Source organism: Saccharopolyspora antiqui, from assembly GCF_052246905.1.
Classification (GTDB): Bacteria; Actinomycetota; Actinomycetes; order Mycobacteriales; family Pseudonocardiaceae; genus Saccharopolyspora.
On sequence record NZ_JBQQBO010000013.1, the window covers coordinates 159,522 to 180,247 of the forward strand.

Annotated in this window: 21 protein-coding genes and 1 tRNA gene; 8 read left to right on the top strand and 14 right to left on the bottom strand. The window is 67.4% G+C overall.

The window, feature by feature from the left end:
• The first annotated feature begins 74 nt into the window (after positions 1-74).
• Both ACTWQN_RS21385 and ACTWQN_RS21390 read left to right on the top strand, forming a co-directional pair.
• Positions 75-551, top strand: a complete 477-nt coding sequence (locus ACTWQN_RS21385; protein ID WP_443205294.1) for a MarR family winged helix-turn-helix transcriptional regulator — start codon at positions 75-77, stop codon at positions 549-551.
• Between the two features lie 48 nt (positions 552-599).
• Positions 600-684, top strand: a tRNA-Ser gene (locus tag ACTWQN_RS21390).
• 78 nt (positions 685-762) lie between these two features.
• Here ACTWQN_RS21390 and ACTWQN_RS21395 read toward each other — a convergent pair.
• The 3 genes from ACTWQN_RS21395 to ACTWQN_RS21405 form a co-directional block, all read right to left on the bottom strand.
• A complete protein-coding gene (locus ACTWQN_RS21395; protein ID WP_443205295.1) occupies positions 763-1,746 on the bottom strand; it encodes a tyrosine-type recombinase/integrase in 984 nt (327 codons plus the stop codon).
• 224 nt (positions 1,747-1,970) lie between these two features.
• Positions 1,971-2,555 carry a dihydrofolate reductase family protein gene (locus tag ACTWQN_RS21400; protein ID WP_443205296.1) on the bottom strand — a complete coding sequence of 195 codons (585 nt, stop codon included), beginning with the start codon at positions 2,553-2,555 and terminating at the stop codon, positions 1,971-1,973.
• Positions 2,556-3,635: 1,080 nt separating this feature from the next.
• Complete coding sequence (locus tag ACTWQN_RS21405) at positions 3,636-3,767, bottom strand: hypothetical protein (protein ID WP_443205297.1); 132 nt, start codon at positions 3,765-3,767, stop codon at positions 3,636-3,638.
• Positions 3,768-4,049: 282 nt separating this feature from the next.
• Between ACTWQN_RS21405 and ACTWQN_RS21410 the strand changes: the two genes are divergently transcribed.
• Positions 4,050-4,271, top strand: coding sequence for a hypothetical protein (locus ACTWQN_RS21410; RefSeq protein WP_443205298.1), 222 nt, complete (start codon positions 4,050-4,052; stop codon positions 4,269-4,271).
• Between the two features lie 103 nt (positions 4,272-4,374).
• Here the strand turns inward: ACTWQN_RS21410 and ACTWQN_RS21415 are convergent, their stop codons facing one another.
• Positions 4,375-4,581 carry a hypothetical protein gene (locus ACTWQN_RS21415; protein ID WP_443205299.1) on the bottom strand — a complete coding sequence of 69 codons (207 nt, stop codon included), beginning with the start codon at positions 4,579-4,581 and terminating at the stop codon, positions 4,375-4,377.
• Between the two features lie 692 nt (positions 4,582-5,273).
• Here ACTWQN_RS21415 and ACTWQN_RS21420 point away from each other — a divergent pair.
• On the top strand, positions 5,274-6,161 hold the full coding sequence (locus ACTWQN_RS21420; protein ID WP_443205300.1) for an LLM class F420-dependent oxidoreductase: 888 nt from the start codon (positions 5,274-5,276) through the stop codon (positions 6,159-6,161).
• Between the two features lie 310 nt (positions 6,162-6,471).
• Here ACTWQN_RS21420 and ACTWQN_RS21425 read toward each other — a convergent pair whose 3' ends face one another.
• The 6 genes from ACTWQN_RS21425 to ACTWQN_RS21450 form a co-directional block, all read right to left on the bottom strand.
• Positions 6,472-7,167: an RraA family protein gene (locus ACTWQN_RS21425; protein ID WP_443205301.1), complete on the bottom strand. Its 696-nt coding sequence runs from the start codon at positions 7,165-7,167 to the stop codon at positions 6,472-6,474.
• 24 nt (positions 7,168-7,191) lie between these two features.
• The gene (locus tag ACTWQN_RS21430; RefSeq protein ID WP_443205302.1) at positions 7,192-7,914 is read right to left on the bottom strand and encodes a flavodoxin family protein; all 723 of its coding nucleotides are present in this window, start codon (positions 7,912-7,914) and stop codon (positions 7,192-7,194) included.
• A gap of 400 nt (positions 7,915-8,314) precedes the next feature.
• Positions 8,315-8,890 (bottom strand): dihydrofolate reductase family protein, encoded by a 576-nt coding sequence (locus tag ACTWQN_RS21435; protein WP_443205303.1) that lies wholly within the window; start codon positions 8,888-8,890, stop codon positions 8,315-8,317.
• Positions 8,891-9,232: 342 nt separating this feature from the next.
• Positions 9,233-9,640 carry a hypothetical protein gene (locus tag ACTWQN_RS21440; RefSeq protein WP_443205304.1) on the bottom strand — a complete coding sequence of 136 codons (408 nt, stop codon included), beginning with the start codon at positions 9,638-9,640 and terminating at the stop codon, positions 9,233-9,235.
• Entirely contained in the window at positions 9,556-11,166 is a 1,611-nt protein-coding gene (locus tag ACTWQN_RS21445; protein WP_443205305.1) for a substrate-binding domain-containing protein, read from the bottom strand. The genes ACTWQN_RS21440 and ACTWQN_RS21445 overlap by 85 nt, the downstream gene beginning before the upstream one ends.
• Positions 11,163-12,422, bottom strand: a complete 1,260-nt coding sequence (locus ACTWQN_RS21450; protein ID WP_443205306.1) for a hypothetical protein — start codon at positions 12,420-12,422, stop codon at positions 11,163-11,165. Before ACTWQN_RS21450 ends, ACTWQN_RS21445 begins: the two co-directional genes overlap by 4 nt.
• Positions 12,423-12,735: 313 nt before the next feature.
• Here ACTWQN_RS21450 and ACTWQN_RS21455 point away from each other — a divergent pair, with 313 nt between their 5' ends.
• Positions 12,736-13,086 carry a DoxX family protein gene (locus ACTWQN_RS21455; RefSeq protein WP_443205307.1) on the top strand — a complete coding sequence of 117 codons (351 nt, stop codon included), beginning with the start codon at positions 12,736-12,738 and terminating at the stop codon, positions 13,084-13,086.
• A 194-nt stretch (positions 13,087-13,280) separates the two neighbouring features.
• Positions 13,281-13,820, top strand: a complete 540-nt coding sequence (locus ACTWQN_RS21460) for a DUF4352 domain-containing protein (protein ID WP_443205308.1) — start codon at positions 13,281-13,283, stop codon at positions 13,818-13,820.
• A gap of 74 nt (positions 13,821-13,894) precedes the next feature.
• On the opposite strand, the gene ACTWQN_RS21465 is transcribed toward ACTWQN_RS21460, so the two are convergent.
• The 3 genes from ACTWQN_RS21465 to ACTWQN_RS21475 form a co-directional block, all read right to left on the bottom strand.
• The gene (locus ACTWQN_RS21465; protein ID WP_443205309.1) at positions 13,895-14,428 is read right to left on the bottom strand and encodes an NADPH-dependent FMN reductase; all 534 of its coding nucleotides are present in this window, start codon (positions 14,426-14,428) and stop codon (positions 13,895-13,897) included.
• Between the two features lie 90 nt (positions 14,429-14,518).
• A complete protein-coding gene (locus ACTWQN_RS21470; protein ID WP_443205310.1) occupies positions 14,519-15,709 on the bottom strand; it encodes an endonuclease/exonuclease/phosphatase family protein in 1,191 nt (396 codons plus the stop codon).
• Positions 15,710-15,789: 80 nt separating this feature from the next.
• Entirely contained in the window at positions 15,790-17,298 is a 1,509-nt protein-coding gene (locus ACTWQN_RS21475; protein WP_443205311.1) for a M28 family metallopeptidase, read from the bottom strand.
• Between the two features lie 188 nt (positions 17,299-17,486).
• Here ACTWQN_RS21475 and ACTWQN_RS21480 point away from each other — a divergent pair, with 188 nt between their 5' ends.
• On the top strand, positions 17,487-18,464 hold the full coding sequence (locus tag ACTWQN_RS21480) for an NAD(P)H-quinone oxidoreductase (protein WP_443205312.1): 978 nt from the start codon (positions 17,487-17,489) through the stop codon (positions 18,462-18,464).
• Positions 18,465-18,562: 98 nt separating this feature from the next.
• On the opposite strand, the gene ACTWQN_RS21485 is transcribed toward ACTWQN_RS21480, so the two are convergent.
• Positions 18,563-19,762, bottom strand: coding sequence for a cysteine desulfurase-like protein (locus tag ACTWQN_RS21485; RefSeq protein WP_443205313.1), 1,200 nt, complete (start codon positions 19,760-19,762; stop codon positions 18,563-18,565).
• A 370-nt stretch (positions 19,763-20,132) separates the two neighbouring features.
• On the opposite strand from ACTWQN_RS21485, the gene ACTWQN_RS21490 reads away from it, so the two are divergent.
• Positions 20,133-20,654 (top strand): bacterial proteasome activator family protein, encoded by a 522-nt coding sequence (locus tag ACTWQN_RS21490; protein ID WP_443205314.1) that lies wholly within the window; start codon positions 20,133-20,135, stop codon positions 20,652-20,654.
• Positions 20,655-20,726 lie beyond the last annotated feature (72 nt).

Below are 20,726 nucleotides of genomic sequence, written 5' to 3' on the forward strand. Positions count from 1 at the left end.
GTTAGGCGACAAATTATTTTTTCGCGATGGCACGAAGTGCCGCAAGATCGGGACCCTCCCGGTAACCTGACTGAGTGACCGAGGTGACCGCGCAGCGGACCAAGTGGCTGGGCGACTGCGAGATGGTGTCCTGGCGCGCCTACATCGTCGGCAGCGCGCTGCTGGAGTACCGGCTCAACCGCGAACTGCAACTCGCCCACGGCCTCTCGATGGCGGACTACGAAATCCTGGTCCGCCTGTCCGAACAGCCCCAACAACAGATGCGGATGAGCGAACTCGCCAACGAGATCGCGCACTCCAAGAGCCGCATCTCGCACCAGATCCGCCGCCTGGAAGCGGCCGAACTGGTGCGCCGCATCGATTGCCCCAGCGACGGCCGCGGCGTGCTGGCGGTGCTCACCGAGCAAGGACTGGCGAAACTCCAGGAAGCCGCGCCAACCCACGTCGCGGGCGTCCGGGAGCACATGATCGACCAACTGGAACCGGATGAGCTGAAGGTGCTCACCAGGATCTTCGAGCGGCTGACGACCCGCTTGCGCGGCCTGGACTGACCCGACCGGCCGCACGCAGATCTCGGCCGGTTGGCTACGCTGCTGCGGGGAAGCGTGGCAGAGCGGCCGAATGCACTCGCCTTGAAAGCGAGCGTCGGGAAACCGACCGGGGGTTCGAATCCCCCCGCTTCCGCAGCTGCGACCAGCAAGAACAGTGCCCGGCGGAGATCTCCCCCGCCGGGCCTTTTTCAGAGTGGTCTCATTTCTGGTCTCAGTTGGCCTTCTTCCGGCGCTTCCGACGTGACTTCTTCGGCTTCTCCCACAGGCTCTCCCCGACCTTGTCGGCCACCATGCCGAGTACCTTTCCGTTCACGTGTTGGTAGCGCTTCGCCATCGACGGGTTGGACCACCCCATCACGTGCTCGGCGGCTCGTTGGGTCACCCCGAGTTCCAGCAACACCGTCGCAGCAGTGTGCCGAACATCGTGGAGTCTGGCGTCCCGCACCCCAGCTGCGGCCAGTAGATCCTTCCAGTGCTTGAGGTCGGTCCGGTGGTTGAGCGGCTGACCAACCTCGTTGGTGAACAGCCAGTCGCCGTCCTGCCAGAGACCGCCCGCCCGCTCCCGTTCCGTCGCCTGTTCAGCAGCGTGGATCTTGAGCTGGTCAAGCAACGGTTGCGGCAGTCCGATAGGCCGCTCACCCGCGCGGGACTTCGGCTTCTTCGTCTCCTTCCGGAGGTTCACGCGCTGCGGGCAGTGGCCGCCATGCTTGCGCCCGCAGGTGTCGCCGCAACCGTGCGCCCACTTCGGCCGGGGTCGCTGAATGTTGACCTTGATCGTGCCCTCGTCGAAGTCGATGTCAGACCACCGCAGTCCAAGCGTTTCGCCCTGACGCATGCCCAGCGAGATAGCGATGATCCAACGGCACGCATTGCGGCTCTCCAGCGCGACGCCAAACAGCTTGGCGATCTCATCCCGCGCGAACGGCTCGACCTCCTTCTCCTCCACCTTCGGAGCCTTGGCGATCAAAGCCGGGTTCTTGGCGAGATAACCGCGCTTGACCGCCTCGTTCAACGCCGCCCGGATAGTTCGGTGCACCTGGTGCGCAGTAGCGGCCGACGCGCCCGCCTCCTGCATCTTGCGGTACATCGTCTCCAAATGATCAGGCAGGAGACGGGACGAGAGCTTGTGTGCACCAATATGCTTGCGAATGTGCTTGGCGGCGTAGAAATAGGCATCCCACGAACTGGCGATCAATCGAACCTGTGTTCCAACTTTGCTCCCGTCTCCGCCGGAGGGGAATCCCAATCTGCTTGTCAACTACTCGGGTGTTCGAAGCTCGGAACGGGGCCTGCCCTGATTCGTCATCGGCGGGCCGGTTCGTCCGCAAGGGGATCCCGCTTACGGACGAACCGGCCCGCTCATTAGCGACGGCTGCGGCTATGCCGCATCGCGCACGCTCGCGGTAATCCCGTCGATGGTCAGGGACGGGTGAAGTGCAGGCCGATTACGCCGTTCGCCAGTGCGGTGACGCCAGCCGTTGTGAAGCGGGCGTCTACGCCATCGGGGAACAGGCGTAGCCCGCCGCCGACCAGCACGGGGACCACAAACAGACGCAGGTCATCGATGAGGTCCAGACGCAGCAGTTCGCCGATGACGCTGGCACTGTTGGACACCAACACGTCACGGCCCGGCCCTTCGCGCAGCGTCTTGACCTCGGTGGCGAGGTCGCGAGCGATACGCGAGTTTTCCCACGGTGCCTCGGTCAAGGTGCGCGAGACCACTATCTTCTCGGTGGCGTCGAGCCAACGGCCCAGCTCGCGCGTCCGCGAGTCGGTACTCTCGTCGCGGGTAATGCCAGGCCACACGGAATAGAAGCCCTCGTAGTTGGTGCGCCCGAGCAGGATCGTGTCGGCGCCGCGCCAGATCCCTTCGAAGTACTCGGCAGTCTGCGGATGCATCGCGGCTTCGTGCAGCCAGGTGTCGTGATCCGGGCCGCCTGGTCCGCTGGTGTGGCCGTCGAGGGACACACCGGCCCAGGCGACGATGCGACGGGATGCACTCATGCTTTCGTTCCTCTCGTTTCGCGAGCACAAAGGAGTTTCGTATGTATAGACGCTACGGAGACCACAGACTCATCGGCTGCCGGGAGGGAAACTCGGCAAGCGGAAGGAACGTCCGCAGCGGAACCTCAACCGGACGCGGTGCTTCGCAGTGACCGGCGTGCCTTGACCGTGACGGTAAGGAAGTCCATCGGCGACCACGCGGGCTGGGCGCAATGAACAACGAGATGATGAACAGTGCTCAGGCCAGCAGGCCGAGCAACACCCATGTATTCGGACATGCGTTGACACGGTCTCCGGTCTCATTCGCCCTCGTTCGCGAGTGTTCAGCGTGGTCCGGCAGCACCGTGCGACGAGGCAGAACGGACACTGCGAACTGGCCTAAACACGCCTACGCAGACCTTGAAAGCGAGCGTCGCGAGAGCGACCGGGGGTTCGAATCCCCCCTCTTCCGCTCATCCGTACAGGTCGCTGGGTATTCAGACTGGGTGCCAGGATCGTTCCGGCCGCATCGACTACGACGGTCTGGTGACCGTGTGGTGGCAGGTTTCCGATGACATCGCCGCCGATATCGAGTCGGGCGAGCTGTTGCCGGGCTCCTGCTGCCAAGCGAAGCCGAGCTCTACGGCGTCGCCCGAGGCACCGTGCGCTAGCGGCCCTAGTCGAGCCCGACACCGCGACTCCCTGTTAGTTCTTCACGAAGAAGGGTCTGTTTGTGGACACTTTTGGGGCTGCGTTGGATCCCGAGCGGGCATACGCTCCGTGCTGATGCCAACTAATCGTGGGTGTTGGAATGGGGATCTGGGGCTTCCGACCTTGTTTGGGCATCGATCTCCTCGGCGATTCCGGGCCCGATCGGCAAAGGATGATCAAGTGTTCGACTCGAATCAGCCGTTGAGCTTAACGGAGCTCAATGACCAACACGTGGAGTTCTTGCCCGCACGCACTGCATTAACGGTGTTGTCGTCGCTCGTTGACGGACTATGGGGCGACTTCGAAATCAATGGTGGTGACGGTGGCGACGGCGGCGCCACAGGTGGTGGCACCGGCGGGGGTGACGGTGGCGACGGCGGCGATGGCGGGTCAGGCTCGCCTGGTGGCCACGGTGGTCTCGGCGGTAGCGGCCGGGGAGGTCACGGCTACGGTGAGGGTGGCGAAGGTGGTAACGGTGGCGGCGACGTCGTCGGCCCCTAACCGCGACGTCAACACGGCCACCGAAGATCCACACCACGTAGCCGTTATTTCCATTCCCCAAGGAACGGCTGGAAAACACGACCTGCCGTTGCCGTACACGCCGCCGCTACGGATGACCATGTCGACCGGCCGAGCAGCAGCCGCTTAGTGGGCTTCTCCGACCAGGCCAGTTGCAGCTAGCCGGTATCCGGGAACTGCAGCCCGCGGTAGGCGCAACTGGTTGCTGGCGTCGAAGCGGAACGTGCGCTCTGCGGGCCATTCTCGGTGGTGTCATTTCCACTACCAAGACAGAGGAATGGTCCTATGCGTACGAGTTCACGAGCAGTCGTCGGATTGGCCCTGGCCGCGTCGCTCGCGCTGGGAATCGGTGGTGTCGCTTCGGCTGCCACGATCGACTCGGTGGGGGCACTGCAGGCGGCCCACTCGGGCTCCCACGGGGGCACCGGCAGCCCCGACCACTCCGGCTCCAACTACAGCGGCTCCAACTACAGCGGCTCCAACGGCCTGCCCGGCGGACAGCCGTGACGCCCGGTACAAGTGCGGGTCTGACTTTGCCGAGGTCGAAGCCGGGACGATTCCTCGATTCCGCAACGCTTTCCGGTCGTAGTCGGCGGTCGAATCAGGCCGTTCAGCCCTCGGCCCGATGGGTGACCGGCGCCTCCGTGTATTCGGCCGGGAACTCGTACCAGCGTCGCCGCAGGCAGACGTACCGCACGTCGGTTTCCACGAGATGGACGAAGGCCGAGACGGTATCGGCCAGGCGTTGCTGTAGATCGGGCTGGGCCAGTTGCCCGTCTTCGATGAACGCCTCGTGGGCTCCGGCGAGGCTGAACATGTCGGGTAGACCCGTGTCGTGTCGTCAGTCTGCTCCGTTCTGACTTGCCGCGCGAATCCGATCGTGGGCGTTCACGGCGCACCGGAAACGCCACGCGATCAATGTCGAACGGTGCAACGCAGATCTTGAGATCGGGCAGCCTTTCGCATGGACACCGGCCATGCGACAGAGGAAATAGTCCTCTCTTCTGGCTCTCCGGCGAACCTATTCTGGGAATGTCTTCGTTTCTCGTTTGAAGCGTCACTGTTCGTGATTCTTCGTGGCGCTTTTTGCGGGATCGCACCAAGCATCTGTGCGAAGGAGCAGTGATGCGCATCGTTTTACGCGGGTTGGTTGGCCTCGCCTTGGTGCTGCCGCTCCTGTTCGGAGTCTCCGCTCCTGCTCTGGGAGGCCCGCTGGCGACGGGTCAAGCTCCTGCCACGGCAGCGCTGCTGGCCCCGCAGCAGGGGCCCGACGAGCATTGCTTCACCGACACTGCTGGTCATCGGATCTGCACCAGCGACAACCAAGGGAACTCAAACCCACACCCCCGTCGCTAGCATCGTGCGAATCAGCCTGATCGCGTCGCCGGGCTCAGGTACGCCGGAGGTCGCGCCCTCAAGGTCGAGAGGCGCGAGGCGTTGCTGCTGCTGTGCGTCACTGACATGGACTGACGAGCGCCAACGTCCAGCTGCGCGGATAGCATCGGCGACATGGCTCAGATCAATTTCAGCTCAAGCATCGGCGTGTGGTGGTCCAGCGACAGCTGGTCGATCCACGACGTGCGCGCCCGCGCCCGCGAGATCGAGGAACTCGGCTACGGCTCGCTGTTCTACGGCGAGGCGTTCGGCAAGGAGTCGCTAACCCAAGCCAGCGCGCTGCTGGGCGCCACGGAGCGGCTCGTGGTCGGCACCGGCATCGCAAACATCCACTCCCGGGACGCCAGCGCCGCCGAATCCGGCTCCCGCACGCTCAGCGCGCTGTACCCCGGGCGGTTCGTGCTCGGCCTCGGCGTCAGCCACGCCCCACTGGTGGAGAACAACGCAGGCACCTACGCCAAGCCGTTGGCCACCATGCGCGAATACCTGCGCCGCATGGACGAGATGCCGGAGCAGATCGAGCCCGGTGCGCAGCGACCGGCCCGGCTGCTGGCCGCGCTCGGGCCGAAGATGATCGAGCTGTCCGGTACCGCCGGCGACGGCGCGCACCCCTACCTGGTCACCCCGGAGCAGACCGCCCGCACCCGGGAACTGCTCGGGCCGGACAAGTGGGTGGTCAGCGAGCAAGCGGTGGCGCTGACCACCGACCGGGAGACCGGGCTGCGCCGAGCGCACCAGCACCTGCACATGTACTCGCAGCTGCCGAACTACCAGAAGTCCTGGCTGCGGCAAGGCTTCGACGAGTCCGACGTGGTCATCGGCGGCTCGGACAAGCTGGCCGAGCACATGGTCGCGATCGGCGACGCCGAGGCGATCGCCGCACACGTGCGGCGGCATCTTGACGCGGGCGCCGATCACGTGGTGATCCAGGTCCTCGGCGACGATCGCGCCGAGGACCCGCTGCCCGCGCTGCGCGAGATCGCCCCCGGACTGGGGCTGTAAACCGCCCGCACCGAGATTCCGGACGCGAGCCCACGGGGCGCTTCGCACCCGCCCCGCTGACCGCTGCCTCGGAAGCTCAACACCAGTGCACACGACCGCATGACTTGCGAGCTGTTGTCGTGGTGCAGGTCGGCATCTCTTGGCAGCAGCGGACCGCCCTCAGCAGGCCGAGCGAGGCCCTGCTGAGGGCGGGGCGTGTCGGGTTCGGTTGATGGTCTACGACCCGCAGCCGGAGGCGATCCGACAAGACCGCTCGCGTGGCGCCATGAAGCCTGGGCTGCTGCCGAGTTCGCTGCCCGGGCTGTTCACGTTAGCGTTCGCTGCTGGTTCGCCGTCCTTCCCGCAGTGCTACCGGGTCTTCGTCGCGGATATGCGGCAGGAAGGCCGCGTCTTCGGATTCAACTCGGTGGGCTTCGGCCAGGACCTCTCGCACGCTCTGCGCCGGGATGACGACCGCGCCAGCGCGATCAGCGTAGATGTAATCGCCGGGCGTGATGCACACGCCGCGGACTTCCACGGGGATGTTCGCCGCGCATGGCGTCACGGTGTCAACACCTGCTCGGGTGGCTTCGCCGATGCACCAGGTTGCGAAGCGGTAGCGGGCCAGTTCGTCGAAATCGCGGAGTCGGCCGTCGCAGAGCAACCCCGCAAGCCCGTGGTTGTGCAGACGGGACATTTTGGTGCCACCTCCGTGGGAGGCGTCCGGGTAACCGCCGCTGGAGAGCACGAGTACCAACCCCGCCGGTGCATCCCCCACCGCTCGGTAGAACCAGCCAGCAAATCCTGCGGCGTTGCTGTCGGTGAAGTCGTCGCGGTAGGGCAGGTAAGCGATCGTCACGGCGGGGCCGAACATCGGGCGCTGCGGGCTGGGGCTGACGAGGCCGAGGAGGTGGGCACGGTGTTGGTGGGTACGGTGTTGGTGGGTACGCCCCATGGCATCCACAATGGACGCGCAACCAAGTCCGGTGACCATCGTTGCCAGGTCCGTGTTCTGTCCATTCATCATGGACCCCCTTTGGGCCGTACACCCTCAGCGGTAGTCGGGGTTGTCGAATCCGAAATGACAGCCTGCCGTCCACTCGGAGCGCTGGTTGCCGTAGGCGGGCACGCCGCCAGCATTCCGGAGCAGGGCGGCGATGTGCATGAGGTTGTAGGTCATGAACGTGGTGTTGCGGTTGGTGAAGTCGTTGTCCGGGCCACCCGAGCCTTCGTCGAGGTAGCTGGGTCCGGGTCCCGCTTCACCGATCCACCCCGCATCAGCCTGCGGCGCAACGGTGTAGCCCAGGTGTTGCAGGCTGTAGAGCACGTTCATCGCACAATGCTTGACGCCATCCTCGTTGCCGGTGAACAGACACCCTGCGGTGCGCCCGTAGTAGGCGTACTGGCCGGAATCGTTGAGCAGGTGCGAGCAGCCGTAGAGTCGTTCGACGACGCGTTTGAGCACGGAGCTGTTGTCTCCCAACCAGATCGGTCCGGCCAGGACGAGGATGTCGGCGTCCAGCACGCGGTGGAACAGCTGCGGCCACTCGTCACTGGCCCAACCGTGTTCGGTCATGTCGGGCCAGACGCCGGTGGCGATATCGTGGTCGACGGCTCGGAATTGACCCACTTCCACACCCCGGTCATGCATGATCGCGGCGCTACGGTCGATCAGGCCCTGCGTGTTGCTCAACTCTGGTGAGCGCTTGAGCGTGCAGTTGACGTACAAGGCACGTATGCCGTCGAAACGTGGCGGTTGCTGGGAGAGTGCCATTGTGTCGTCACCTCCAGTCGAAAGCTCGGATGAACGCGAGCACAACCGGCGAGGCCCTTGGTCGTCGACACCGGACGGCTGGCGAGGAGCATCAACTCGCTGCTGGCGACCTGGACTGCGCTGTCGATCCGGGTCGCGGTCTCCCGTAGCTCGCCAGGCGACGTACGACTACATAGAGGGCTTGTGGACTGGGACTTTCTGTCTCTCAGTCGGAGTATCAACCACGTCGTGGCGTCGTGCTGGCCAGCGAGGCGAGCATGCCCGGCTCGGAGCAGTACGTCACGCGCGCGTTCGATTCCCGCCACTTCACCAGTGCGTGCCGAAGCTGCTGGGAGACCTGACCGGGCCGCAGGTGGCGGTGGGGTCGGCCTTCGAACAGGGCCGACCCCGGCGGGGTTGGTCAGCGGACGACGTTGTAGACCAGCTTCTGGATTCCGTTGGTGTAGGACTCGCTCTCGACGAGTTCGAGGTTCTGCTTGTCCTTGTCGGTGTCGCTGAACAGCCGCTTGCCCGCGCCGAGCAGGACCGGGAAGACCAGCAGGTGGTAGCGGTCGATCAGGTGGGCATCGGACAGGTTGCGGTTCAGGGTGGCGCTGCCGTGGATGCTGATCGGCCCGCCCTCGGTCTCCTTGAGTGCGGCGACGTCGTCCAGTGAACGGAGGATGTTGATCTCGCCCCAGTTGGACACCAGGTCCTGCTCCTGCAGCGTGGTCGACACGACGTACTTCGGCATCGCGTTGTAGCCGGGGAACTCCGCGGTCATGTTCGGCCACACCGGCGAGAACGCCTGGTAGCTGACCCGGCCCAGCATCATCGCTGCGGCCTCGTCCTGCTCGCGACCCTTGATCTCGTAGGCGGCCTCGTCGAACTCGATGCCCTTGAAGGTCCAGCCCGAGTTGCGGTAGCCCGGTTCTCCGCCGGGCGCCTCGACGACGCCGTCGAGCGAGACGAACACGGTGGCGATCAGGGTGCGCATTGGTTGCTCCTTGGTTGGTCTGACGTGCTGTCATCAGTGCATCGAACGGGAGCTGTCGAATTCGACACCTCGCGCCGAGAAAGTTCTGGTGCGCCGATCTTCCGCGTTCAGGAACGTTCGTGACAGTCCGATCACCAGGGCGTCGATCTTGAAAGACGATCGCAGACCTTGAAAGCGACCGACCGCGGGTTCGACTCCCCTGCTTCGATGACCGGGAGACTGCCGGTCATCGCGCAGCCACCGTGAATTCGTTGCCACGTAACGGTTTTCCGCCACCGGCGAAAGATGTCGTGGCAGGCGGGAACTCGTGGGTCGTGGCTGTTCGCTGGGCTGCGCCGGGCGTCAGCGGAAGATCGCGATGGGGTACAGGATGAGCACCTGCCTGGCGGCTTCCCAGCGTTCAACGCGTGCCAGGCATCGGGCCGGGAACGTGCCCTCGGGAACCGCGTGACCGCGCAACCCCGAGGTGGCGCAGGTGAGCAGGACTCGCGGGGTGGCGGGCTCGGGTGGGACGGTGCCCTCGCCGTAACGGGCCTCCAGGACGGTCGTGTCCTCGGTGCGCTCGACCACCCGGAACAAGGCGCGCACCGAGACGAAGGTGTCGAGGGTGCCGAGATGCACTGCGGCGGGTGCGGGGTCGTCCACGTCCAGGGTGAGCGCCTTGATCAGGGCACGACCACCGGTGACTTCGCGGCGACGCAGATCGACGTCGAGGACGTCGCCCTCGCGTTGCAGCGCCGACACCACCACCCCGATGACGCTGGTGGGCTTCGCCTCCTCCACGTAGCTGCGGAAGGTCTCCTTGTTCGTCCCGTGCTCGGCGCCTGCGCTGACGGGCGGCGCCTCGACGGACAACCCGAACCAGCGGAAGCGGCCGGGTCGGCTTCGCCGAACCGGACGGCGAACAGCGGCGTCCGGGTGGCGCGAACCCGCGCCAGGAGTTCCGACTCGGTGATCCCGGTGTTGCTGAGTCCGTCGGTCATGACGACCACCGATACTTCGCCGGGGCCGAGCTGGGCCGCCAGGTCGTAGGCGTGATCAACAGCGGACCAGACCGCCGTGCTGGTGTCGTAGGCCTCCACGCCGACGAAGTCGCGCACGGCGGCGAGGTCGGCGGGGCCACCGATGGTGAATTCCCGCTGGTCGATCACCCGGCCACCGAAGCGGATCACGGTGAGCCGCTCGCCTTGGTGGAAACGGGAGAACCCGGCCTCTCCGGCCCCGGTGAGGTCGGCGAAGGCGGTGCGCAGGGCCGCCATCCGCGCTCCCCGCATCGATCCGGAGAAATCCAGGGCGAAGATCACCTGCCGCGGCCCGGTCCGGTAGTTGGCGAGCAGGGTGTCGATCACCTGGTACTCGTCGGGGAAGTACAGGGAGTTGGCAGGCTCGGCGCTGAGCCGGGGACTGCGCGGCACCTCCGGGTTCACCGGCCTGCGCGCGGTGCGGTCCATGATGCGCTGCTGCACGGGAGCGCTGCGCAGCCACTCGACCACCCGGTCGTAGGCGGCGCGTTTGCTCGGGTCCAGCAGCAGCAGCGGGTAATCGGCCTGCACGATCCCGTCCGCCGGGTACACGATCCGCAGCGGCTCGGCGACCCTGCCGCTGTCGTTGAGGGTCATCAGGGTCGACTCGTACGTCACCAACCCGTCCAGCTCCGACTGATGAGCGAGGTACTCGGCGACCAGATCGCGGGAGTTGTCGGCGCTGAGCCGGTGCCCGACCCGGAATCCGCTCAGCCGGTCGCAGGCCACGTCCTCGGTCCGCAGGGCACGCCCGGTGCCCGCGGCCGCGGTCGCCACCCCGACCAACGCCGCCAAGCCGCTGCCGGTACTGGCCGGATCGCCCATGGCGAAGCGCAACTCGCCAGCGGCGGCCCGGTCGGCGATGTCGGCCCACGATGGCGCCGAGCCGAGCTGCTCGGCCGCCTGCCGGGTCAGGCCGAGGACCACCGGCGACATCATGGTGCTGGTGCTCAGCGGCTTGGGCCCGGCGTAACCGGACTCGCGCAGCTTGAGCTGGAAGTGCCGGTCCGAGGACAACCAGGCGAGGTCATGGCGGTACTGGCCGGGGGTCAGGGACTCGGTGGCGTCGACGGTGCCGCGCGGGTCGAGTTCCAGCTCGATACCGGTCTCGGCGCGCAGCTCGGCCAGCAGCGGGGCCATGTCAGCCAGTTCGGCGCTGGCGAGCACTCGCAGCCGCACCGTCTCGGCCGGGGTGGCGGTGCACCCGGCCAGCACGACGAGCGCTACCAGCGCGGTGAGCAAGCGGGCCGTCATCGCGGGATCACCGGCGGGCACCGGCCGATCTGGGTGATCATGGTCTCCAGCAGGCGCACGTCGGGGAGCTGGGCCCTGGTGTCGGCGCCCCCGGGCGGCACGGGGACGCCGTGCTCGCCGAGGTACTCGACCATGTCCTGGCTCGTGTAGTCGCGTCCGATACCGACCACCCGGAACCCGAGTTCGGTGGCGCGCCGCTGGAGGCCGGGGTCGGTCTCCAGCAGGTAGCCCAGCCGTCTTCCCTCCGGGGTGAGGGAGATGAAACCCGGCTCGGTGACGAATCCGGTGTCGGGGTAGAGCAGCACGCGGTCGCGATCGAGGGATCCGCTGCGGTTCCGGGCGTCCAGTTGCAGCTTCAGGTACTGGTGCTCGTAGAGGACGATGACCGGCGAGATCTTGCGCCCCTCCGGCGCGGCGTAGATCTGCACCGGCGACCGCAGGGCCATGCCCTGGGCCCGCAGCAGCGGCTCGATCCTGTCGGCCACCGCCCTGGCCTCCGCCTCGTTTGCCACCGGCCAGCCGAGGTCGGTGAAGGCGACCAGGCCGAGGTAGGTCCCGGCACCGTTGGAGGTGCAGACGTCGGAGGTGCCCGCCAACACCAGGTTTCGGTTGCTGGTGCCGTGGTTCTCGATCCCCAGCTGGTTCCAGGTCCTCCCCTCCCGCATCAACTGCACGAACTTCGCCATGTTCAGGCGGTAGTAGTACGGCTCGCCGGAACCCGGGTCGAGCTGCGCGGTCGCCACTCCGGCGTCCACCAGGGTTTCGGCGTAGTCCCGCCAAGTGGCCAGCACCAGCGGGCTGACGAACACCGAGCGGTGGAACCGGGTTTCCTGGTCGGTCTGGCGCATCGCCCGAATCAGGTCGGAGGCGGGCTGCCCCGAGGGGAAGACGAAGTCGAAGGTGTCCAGACCGCTGACGACCACGTCGCGCGAGCCCATGGAGGTCACGTGCACACGGATGTGGTGGCGCAGCAGGGTCTTCTGGACCTCGGGGTCGTTGAAGAAATCCTCTTTCGAGCCCATCTTCCCCTCAAGGACCAGCACGCGTTCGAACGGTGCCGTCGCCGTGCCCGAGAGCAGCAGCGACACCAGTCCGACGACGGCGACCAGCGCGGTGGGGACGAACAGCCGCAGGAACTTCCTGCGCAGGTAGAACGGGCGCGGGGCCGGACGCACCCGCAGCGGCGGCTCGGCGCCCGGAGGAGGCGGTACGGCGGATTCGGACGAGACGTCCTGGACATGCGGCTCACGAGGCATCCGGCCTGCTCCGATCGAGTCGGGGCTTACCAGGGTGGATCGAGGTGCTCGACGAGCACGCTACTCGCCGTTCCAAGCCTGCGGACCTGGAACTGGCAAATTGGGCCAATCCGGCATGAAATGCCGCTAGGAATTCCGAGACCCTTGCTCCGCCACCGATTCGATGCCCTCATAAACCGATGGATGATCGTGCGGCTCCGCACGGTTCGTGGGGACGGTGCAGTGGTTCTGAGCACAGTTGGCTCTGCGGCTGACCGCCATGGCTGATCATCGGTGCGTTGATCCCTAGCGTCGAATTCACCGGGGTGCGCACGTGAGCGTGGTAGCGGTCGTGTTGTCAGTCGTCGTCGGCGCGCTGTTCGTCGTCACGGGCGGGGTCAAGGTGATCGGCCTCCGGCAAAGCCTGGCCGTCCGCGACCACTTCGGCATGGCGCCCGGAACCTGGCGCGCGGTGGGACTGCTGGAATCCGCTGGCGGTATTGGCGTCCTACTCGGAACCAAGATCCCCCTTCTCGGCCTGCTCGCGCTGAGCGGCCTGGCTCTGCTGATGCTCGGCGCCACCGCTTCGCGGTTCAGGGTGCACGACCCTGCTCACCTGCTTCTTGCCGACGTCGCCGTGCTCGCGCTCGTCGTGGCGACGGCGGCTACCCACCTCTCGGAGTAGCGCGACCGAGGGGCAGCGTTTCCGGTCGCAGCACTTTCCGCCGACCCGTTGTCGCGGCGTTCTTCTCCATTAATTCGATGTTCCGGAGTTCATTTCAAATGGCGCAAAGATTGGTTTTCGATCTTCATTGCCCCGATTCCCCAGCCGGTGGCACGATGCTTTTTGTTCGTTTTCGCATGACCTAATGAGGAAAATTGAAGAAGTTGATCGCGCCGCTCGCCGCGCTGCTGCTGATGGGTCTGGTCGGTTGTGGCGCCGGAGGTTCCAGCGAAGCCGCCGATTCCGGGCAGCAGTCCGACTCCGCGGCCCAGCAGAACGCGGAACCAGCCGCCGAAGAACTGGCGAGCGACGTCAAGTTCGGTGCGCCCGCCGGGGCCTCGCACGACGGTGGCCAGTTCGCCATCACCGCCAGCCCGTTGCAGGACCTCACCGAATTCGCGGTGCCCCCGGTGGAAGGCAAGTACGTCGTCGTCGACGTCGAGGCGAAGCTCGTCGGCGGCACCGGTGGGGCCGTCACCGCGGTGGACTTCATGCTGGTGGACGCCGCTGGCACCGAGTACCCCAACGCCGCACCCAACGGCACCGACCTTGACGGCGTGCTGTTCGCCACCCTGCTGACCAGGGGCGACTCCGGCAGCGGGAAGGTCTTCTTCGACGTTCCCGCCGACGCGAGCGGGCTCGTGCTGAAGTACCAGCCGCTGGGCAGCACGGAACCCGTTGCCCAATGGAGCTGAGGGCCTAACGGATCTGACAGACCAGTCGAGCTGACGCCGTGAATGGGTAGCCGGGCGCCGACCCGGCTACCCATTCACGACCCGACGTGGTTCGTGATCGTGCGGAGGACTTCTGCCAGCGCCGCGCGGATCTGCGGGTCCGCGATGGTCCCGTCCGGGCCGACGGCATCGCGCGCGACGGTCAGCCGGACGCACGCCGACCTGATGATGTCGGTGCCCAGGTAGGTCAGGACCGTGGCGAGGGTGTCGGCCGCGCCTTCGCCACGCCCCTGTGCGGCGACGTTGATCCAGGCGACCGGCTTGCGGTAAATCGCCGAGCCGCCGACGGTCCAGTCGAGCAGGTTCTTGAAGCTGCCCGGCAGGGTGCCCGCGAACTCAGGCGTGCAGAACAGCACCGCATCCGCCGAGGCCAACTGGCCGCGCAGGTCCGCAACGGGCGCGGGCAGCGGGTCGGTGTCCTGATCGGGGTTGAACGCGGGAAGTTCGGCCAGCGCCTCGTAGAGCAGGGCCGCCACGCCGTCCGGCGCGACCTCCCGAGCCGTTCGCAGTGCGGCGGTGTTCGTCGAACCATGCCGCGTGCTACCTGTCACCAGCAGGACCTCGACCACTGCCCGCACCTCTCCACAACCCGCGCCGCCCCGTCGAAGGTACTCCCCCGCGCCGATCGCGCGGACGGCCGGAACCCGACCCGCCGCAGGTCAAACCAGCAGGTCGGTCCAGACGAGGTGGTGGTCCGAGGTGTCGTTGAGGCGAGCGAGTTCGTCGTTCGAGGTCGGCCAGAAGACACCCGCGCGCAGCGGGATCAGCGGCGCCGACGGCAGGACGTAGTCGACGCGGATGTTGCCGGGCGCTTCGTCGTTGAAGTCGGCGGTGTCGAAATACGGGATGCCGCGCTGGTTCTCGTTGGCGCCGCCCTGCGCCCCGCTCGCCTCGACCGCTCCGGCGCTACCGGGCAGCGGGTCGAGAACGCGGGGTGCGTGCAGGATCTGGCGGGCACCGGTGCTGTCGCCGTCGAGCGGATCGGAGTTCTGATCACCGGCGATCACGAACCGGGCGCCCGGCGCGAGGCCGCCTGGAGTGCCCGCGTCGTCGTAGATGTAGCCGCCGCGGCCCGGCGTGACGTAGTCCGCCCAGAAGCGGATTTCGTCCTGGTTGCGCAGGCCGTTGCGGTCTTCGGGGCCGTCGAAGGTCGGCGGTGTCGGATGCGAGGTCAGGAAGTGCACGGTGCGTCCGCCGACGTCGATCGGCACGTCCCAGTGCGACTTCGACGACAACCGCAGGGCGCGCAGCTCAACCGGCGAGTACCAGTCGGCGGGTTGCGGCGTCGCCGGATCGTCCGGCAGTCGCGCGCCCGGCAGGTCGGCCCAGCGCAGCAGCTGGAAAGTGCGGGTTTCGCCGATCGGGTACTTCGACAGCACCACCATGCCGTACTGGCCGGGGAACTCACCGAAGCCGTAGGCGTCGTTCCCGCCGCCGATGGTTCCGTTGTTGTCCAAGTCCATCCCGGACGGCACGCCGGTGTTCACCGGGGCGGTGTAGGCGTAGGGGTAGTCGATCGGGTCGGCGCCGCTTTGGCCGTGCGCCAGGTAGTTGGCGCGGAACGCGTCGACCGCCGCGCCGCCCTCGACGTAGTCGAACTCGTTGAGCAGCAGGACCTCGGGGCGCACCCGCTGCACGATCTCGGCCACCTTGCGCGCCTGCGGATCGTCCGGAGTGGACAGGTCCGAGAGCAGTTCGCCCTCGGTGGGCCGGTTGAGCGACGCGTTGAACGTCGCGAAGCGAACCGACTCGACCGCGACCGCAGCCGCGGTCGGTGCCGCAACCGGCGCCGCAGCGGACACCACCACCGCGGAAGCCACCGCCGCAACGACCACACCAGCACGCTTCACAACATCTCCTCACGTTCAGCCAGGGGTGAAGGGCACCTTTCGCCAAGTAACTTGGTGAAAGGTGCCCTTCACCTCGGAAATCAGCTGCGGTTGTGGTTGGCGGAGGCAGCGTCGAGGCGCTGCGCCATCACGGCGCCCTGGGCGGGACGCAGCTGCGCGCGCTCCGCGCGGGTCAGCATCCCGTTCACCCCTTCGGTGCTCCGCGAGTAGCCCTCGATGACAGCCGCCAGGGCCTTCGCGTTCCGCTCCAGGGCGACGCGGTCCACATTGGCCAGGTTGTCGTTCACCGTGTGGTAGTTCGGGTCGAAGGCGATGCCAGCGGTACCGCCCCACTTGGCGGCCTGCTCGTCGGTCTTGACGACCTCGGCACCGGTGTTCAGCCCGCCCGAGGGGATTCCGACCGCGATGAACTCGCCGTAGTCCGAGCGGCCGTCGAAGTCGTCGCCCTCGACCGCAACGCCCTGACCGGCCATCGCGGCGACGAGGTCCTGCTCGATCTGCGCCGAACCCTGCGGGCCCGGCCCGGAGCCGACACCGTCGGAGTCGTCGCCGTCGTAGGCGAAGTAGCCCGCGTTCGGCGAGCCGATCATGTCGAAGTTCAGGTACAGGGCGATGTCGAGCTGCTGCTCGAAGGTCAGGCTCTGCACGTACTTCGTCGACCCGACCAGGCCGGATTCCTCCGCGCCCCAGAAGGCGAAGCGCACCGCGTTGTTGACCGCCGGGTTGCCGCCCAGCCGCAGCGCAGTCTCCAGCAGGCCCGCGCTGCCGGTGCCGTTGTCGTTGATACCGGCGCCTTCCGGCACGCTGTCCAGGTGCGCGCCCGCCATCACGACGTTGTCGGTGCGGCCGGTGCGGGTCTGCGCGACGACGTTGCGGGTGGTGACGGTTTCCAGACGGGCCTGGATGTCCAGCTTCACCTCGGCGCCCGGCTGTCCGGCCAGCGCCTCGCCGACCTGCTTGGTGACCCCGGCGCTGGGAATCCGCGCCGCCTCGGGGTCGCCGAGCGTGCCGTTGAGCGGACCGTCCACGTTGTTGTAGATGATCGCGCCCGCCGCGCCGAGGTCGGCCGCCACCCGCTGCTTGTCGGCGAAGGTGCACGACCCGCGCTGCACCAGCACGACAGCACCGGTGATGTCGGTGCCGTCGTAGTCGGTGGCCTCGCAACCCGGGGTGTCGTCGACCGGGGCGACCGCCAGCGGTGCGGTGATGCCGCCCTGCGGGGTGGCCGGGGAGTACTCCAGGACATCGCCTTCGGTCGGCTGACCGGCCACCGCCAGGCTGAACGAGTCGAGGTAGTAAGCCTGGTAGGTGAATTCCGGTGTGGTGACGTCGAAACCCGCGCCGCGGAGCTTGCCGACGACGTAGTCGACGCTCGCCTCGTAGCCCGGCAGCCCGGATGCGCGGTTCCCGTCGTTCTGGTCGGCGATCCGCTGCAACGCGATCAGGTGACGGTTGACGGCGTTTCCGTTGATCTGAGAACCCAGATCGGCTGGCGCTGCGGTGGCCGGGGTGACGGTGCACAACGCGGCCGCGCAGGTCGCGACGAGAACCGCCGCCGAGCGCCTGGGTGTGATGGTTCGCAAACTCATCGTGCTCCCCGCTTCGGGTGGATTCTTTGTTGGCTAGCCTTGAGAGGATCACTCAGCGAAGTCAAGTCCGTACCGGGAAGAGTTAAGAAGCAGGAATTCTTTCCCATATTTCCCGTATTGTCCGACTCGGCACGGGTTTTCGCACCGCCGCGACAGCGGAGGCCACCGAGCTGACTACCGTCGACGTCATGTACGCGATCTCGATCCGCGAGCCGGGCGAACCGGACGTGCTGGAATGGACCGAACACCCCGACCCGCGGCCAGGTCCGGGCGAGGTGCTCATCGACGTCGCCGCCAGCGCGGTGAACCGCGCTGACCTCAGCCAACGGGAGGGCAACTACCCGCCGCCGAAGGGCGCCAGCGAGATCCTCGGGTTGGAATGCTCCGGCACCATCGCCGAAATCGGTGCGGGCGTGGCGGATTGGCAGGTCGGCGACGAGGTGTGCGCGCTGCTCGCCGGTGGCGGCTACGCCGAACGGGTCGTCGTGCCTGCCGCGCAGGTGCTGCCCAAACCTGCCGGGGTGGACCTGGTCGAAGCGGCGGGAATCCCCGAGGTCGGCTGCACCGTGTGGTCCAACGTGGTGCTCGAAGCCGGGCTCCGGAGTGGACAGTTGCTGCTGGTGCACGGTGGTGCCGGTGGCATCGGCACCTGCGCGATCCAGGTCGGCAAGGCGCTCGGGGCGCGGGTGGTGGCGACCGCCGGGTCGGCGGCGAGTCGGCAGCTGTGCGCCGAGCTGGGTGCGGATCCGGTCGTCAACTACCGGGACGAGGACTTCGTCGCGATCGTCAAGAAGCTCGGCGGGGCGGACGTCGTCCTGGACAACATGGGCGCGTCCTATTTGGACCGCAACCTCTCCGCGCTGGCCGCCGACGGGCACCTGGCCGTCATCGGCATGCAGGGCGGCCGCAAGGCCGAGCTGGACATGGGCAAGATGCTGGTCAAGCGGCTGCGGATTTCGGTGCTCGGGCTGCGCGGTCGGCCGGTGGAGGGCCCGAACGGCAAGGCGGCCGTCGTGGCCGCCACGCGACAGGACCTCTGGCCGCTGGTCGAGTCCGGAAAGGTTCGGACGCTGGTGCACGACCGGGTGCCGCTGCCGGAAGCGGCCCGAGCGCACGCGATGCTCGAAGCAGGCGACGTCCGGGGAAAGATCCTCCTGGTCCGCTGACCCAACCCGATCGGGTGCAAAAACCCCGGGTGAAGGGCACCTTTGACCAACTTACTCGGTCAAAGGTGCCCTTCACTCACCACTCGATCGGGGCGCGGTTAGTTGAGGTCGGCGACTGCTCGGATTAGTTGGTCCACTTCGGAGGCGTTTGTGTAGTGGGCTAGGCCGACGCGGACTGCGCCGCCGACTTCGCCGACGCCGAGTACCGCGAACACTCCGTGGGTGCCGGGATCCGCGAAGGCGCACACCCCGCGTTCGGCGAGGTGCTCGACCGCGTCCACCGCTTTGACGCCGTTGATGGTGAACGCCATCGACGGGACCCGGCGCATGGCATCGCCGATCACCATCACGTGCCGCAGCCGCCGCAGCCCGTTGGTCAGGTTCGCCAGCAGCCCCGCCTGGTACGACTTCACCGAACCCAGCGAGGTCAGCAGCCGCTCGCGGCGCGGCCCGACCGCCGAATCGTCCAGCCCCGCCAGGTAGTCCACCGAGGCCACCAGCCCGGCCAGCAGCGGGTTGGCATGCGGGCCGAGCTCCAAGCGCTCCGGGCCGCGCGCGCCGGACTCCAACGCCACCGACGGCAACTGGTCGAGCATCGCCGGGTTCCGGAACACCAGCGCACCCACCGGCGGGCCACCCCACGCCGAGGCGTTCACCGCCACCACGTCCGCGCCCATCGCGGTGATGTCCAACGGCACGAACGGCGCCGCGGCCGCGGCGTCCACCACGCACAAGGCACCGTGCTCGGCCGCGGCTTCGGCCGCCGGGCGCACATCTGGTCGGGTGCCGACCGCGCCGGACGCGGCGGTGATCGCGACGACCTTCGTCCGCGGGGTGACCAGCTCCTGGTACTGCCAGGTGGGCAGCTCACAGGTCTCGATGTCGACCTCGGCCCAGCGCACCGTGCCGCCGGAACGCTGCGCCACCCGCTGCCACGGCGCGACGTTGGCGGGGTGGTCGAGCCGGGAGACGACCACGTCGTCCCCGATCATCCAGCCGTCGCCGAGCGCGTCGGCGAGCCGTTGCAGCAGCACGGCCGAGTTCGGGCCGAGGACGACCCCGGCCGGATTGGCACCCACCAGGTCGGCGATAGCGCGACGGGCGGCATCCACGATCGCCTCGGCGCGCTGCGACGCGGGGAAGATCCCACCCGGACCGGATACCGGGGCCCGCAGCGCAGTGGACGCCGCGGTCGCCACTTGTTCAGGAACCTGCATGCCCGCCGGAGCGTCCAGGTGCACCCACCCGTCGCCGAGCGCGGGGAAGAGCCCGCGAACCGCCGCGACGTCGAACGCCATGGTGACACCGTACGGAGGAGGCGTCTCGATCTCGCTGCCGGGTGGTCGATATCGCATCACTCGGCACCGCGGGTCAGCACTGACGCACCCAGCGGAGTGCTCGGGAGAATTGAGTCCCCGCTGCCGTAGGACCCCGGTACGCGGATCGGCACCGGGTGCTCCACCGCACCGTGGCGTCAGGCCAGCGGCGAAGCCGTCTTCCCGCCGCGTGAGGTGGGTGTGCGGAAGTCTCCTCGGGAGGACCGAACCGAGGTGGTGCGTTGGACGTGCATGATGTCGGGGATCCCAACCGCGGGGCGCCTGAAGTTCCGCTAGGTGACCAGCTACGCAAATCGACCCACAAGATCGAATGACCCGCCAGGATGGAGATATGAACCACGATCAGAGCGAGGGCAGGCCGCAGGTCTTCGTGGTCGGCGAGGACGGCAAGCCGATCGGGGCCTCCGGGAATGCCGAGGAGCGCGGCGAGGACATCAACGACCTGGTCGAGCAGCCCGCCAAGGTGATGCGCATCGGCACCATGATCAAGCAGCTGCTTGAGGAGGTCCGGGCGGCACCGCTGGACGAGGCCAGCCGCAGCCGCCTCAAGGAGATCCACCAGTCCTCGATCCGCGAACTGGAACAGGGCCTGGCGCCGGAGCTCATCGAGGAGCTGGAGCGGCTGTCGCTGCCGTTCGCCCAGGACGCGACGCCGTCCGAGTCGGAGCTGCGGATCGCCCAAGCCCAGCTGGTCGGCTGGCTGGAGGGCCTGTTCCACGGCCTGCAGACGGCGCTGTTCGCCCAGCAGATGGCGGCCCGCGCACAACTGGAGCAGATGCGTCGCGGCCTGCCGATGGGCAGCACCGGCGAAGCCGAGAGCAGCCAACCGCGCAGCGGCGGCCAGTACCTGTGACGCTCAGGGCCTGCACAGCGGAGGTTGGGCACCGGGCGTCACGAGGTGCCTACGCCTACGAGTGAAGCCCAG

Coding starts and splice junctions, on each gene's coding strand:
- ACTWQN_RS21400 (WP_443205296.1), bottom strand. CDS start 2,555: ATGAGTGCATCCCGTCGCATCGTCGCCTGGGCCGGTGTGTCCCTCGAC.
- ACTWQN_RS21410 (WP_443205298.1), top strand. CDS start 4,050: ATGCGTACGAGTTCACGAGCAGTCGTCGGATTGGCCCTGGCCGCGTCG.
- ACTWQN_RS21415 (WP_443205299.1), bottom strand. CDS start 4,581: ATGTTCAGCCTCGCCGGAGCCCACGAGGCGTTCATCGAAGACGGGCAA.
- ACTWQN_RS21420 (WP_443205300.1), top strand. CDS start 5,274: ATGGCTCAGATCAATTTCAGCTCAAGCATCGGCGTGTGGTGGTCCAGC.
- ACTWQN_RS21425 (WP_443205301.1), bottom strand. CDS start 7,167: ATGATGAATGGACAGAACACGGACCTGGCAACGATGGTCACCGGACTT.
- ACTWQN_RS21430 (WP_443205302.1), bottom strand. CDS start 7,914: ATGGCACTCTCCCAGCAACCGCCACGTTTCGACGGCATACGTGCCTTG.
- ACTWQN_RS21435 (WP_443205303.1), bottom strand. CDS start 8,890: ATGCGCACCCTGATCGCCACCGTGTTCGTCTCGCTCGACGGCGTCGTC.
- ACTWQN_RS21445 (WP_443205305.1), bottom strand. CDS start 11,166: ATGACGGCCCGCTTGCTCACCGCGCTGGTAGCGCTCGTCGTGCTGGCC.
- ACTWQN_RS21450 (WP_443205306.1), bottom strand. CDS start 12,422: ATGCCTCGTGAGCCGCATGTCCAGGACGTCTCGTCCGAATCCGCCGTA.
- ACTWQN_RS21475 (WP_443205311.1), bottom strand. CDS start 17,298: ATGAGTTTGCGAACCATCACACCCAGGCGCTCGGCGGCGGTTCTCGTC.
- ACTWQN_RS21480 (WP_443205312.1), top strand. CDS start 17,487: ATGTACGCGATCTCGATCCGCGAGCCGGGCGAACCGGACGTGCTGGAA.
- ACTWQN_RS21485 (WP_443205313.1), bottom strand. CDS start 19,762: ATGGCGTTCGACGTCGCGGCGGTTCGCGGGCTCTTCCCCGCGCTCGGC.
- ACTWQN_RS21490 (WP_443205314.1), top strand. CDS start 20,133: ATGAACCACGATCAGAGCGAGGGCAGGCCGCAGGTCTTCGTGGTCGGC.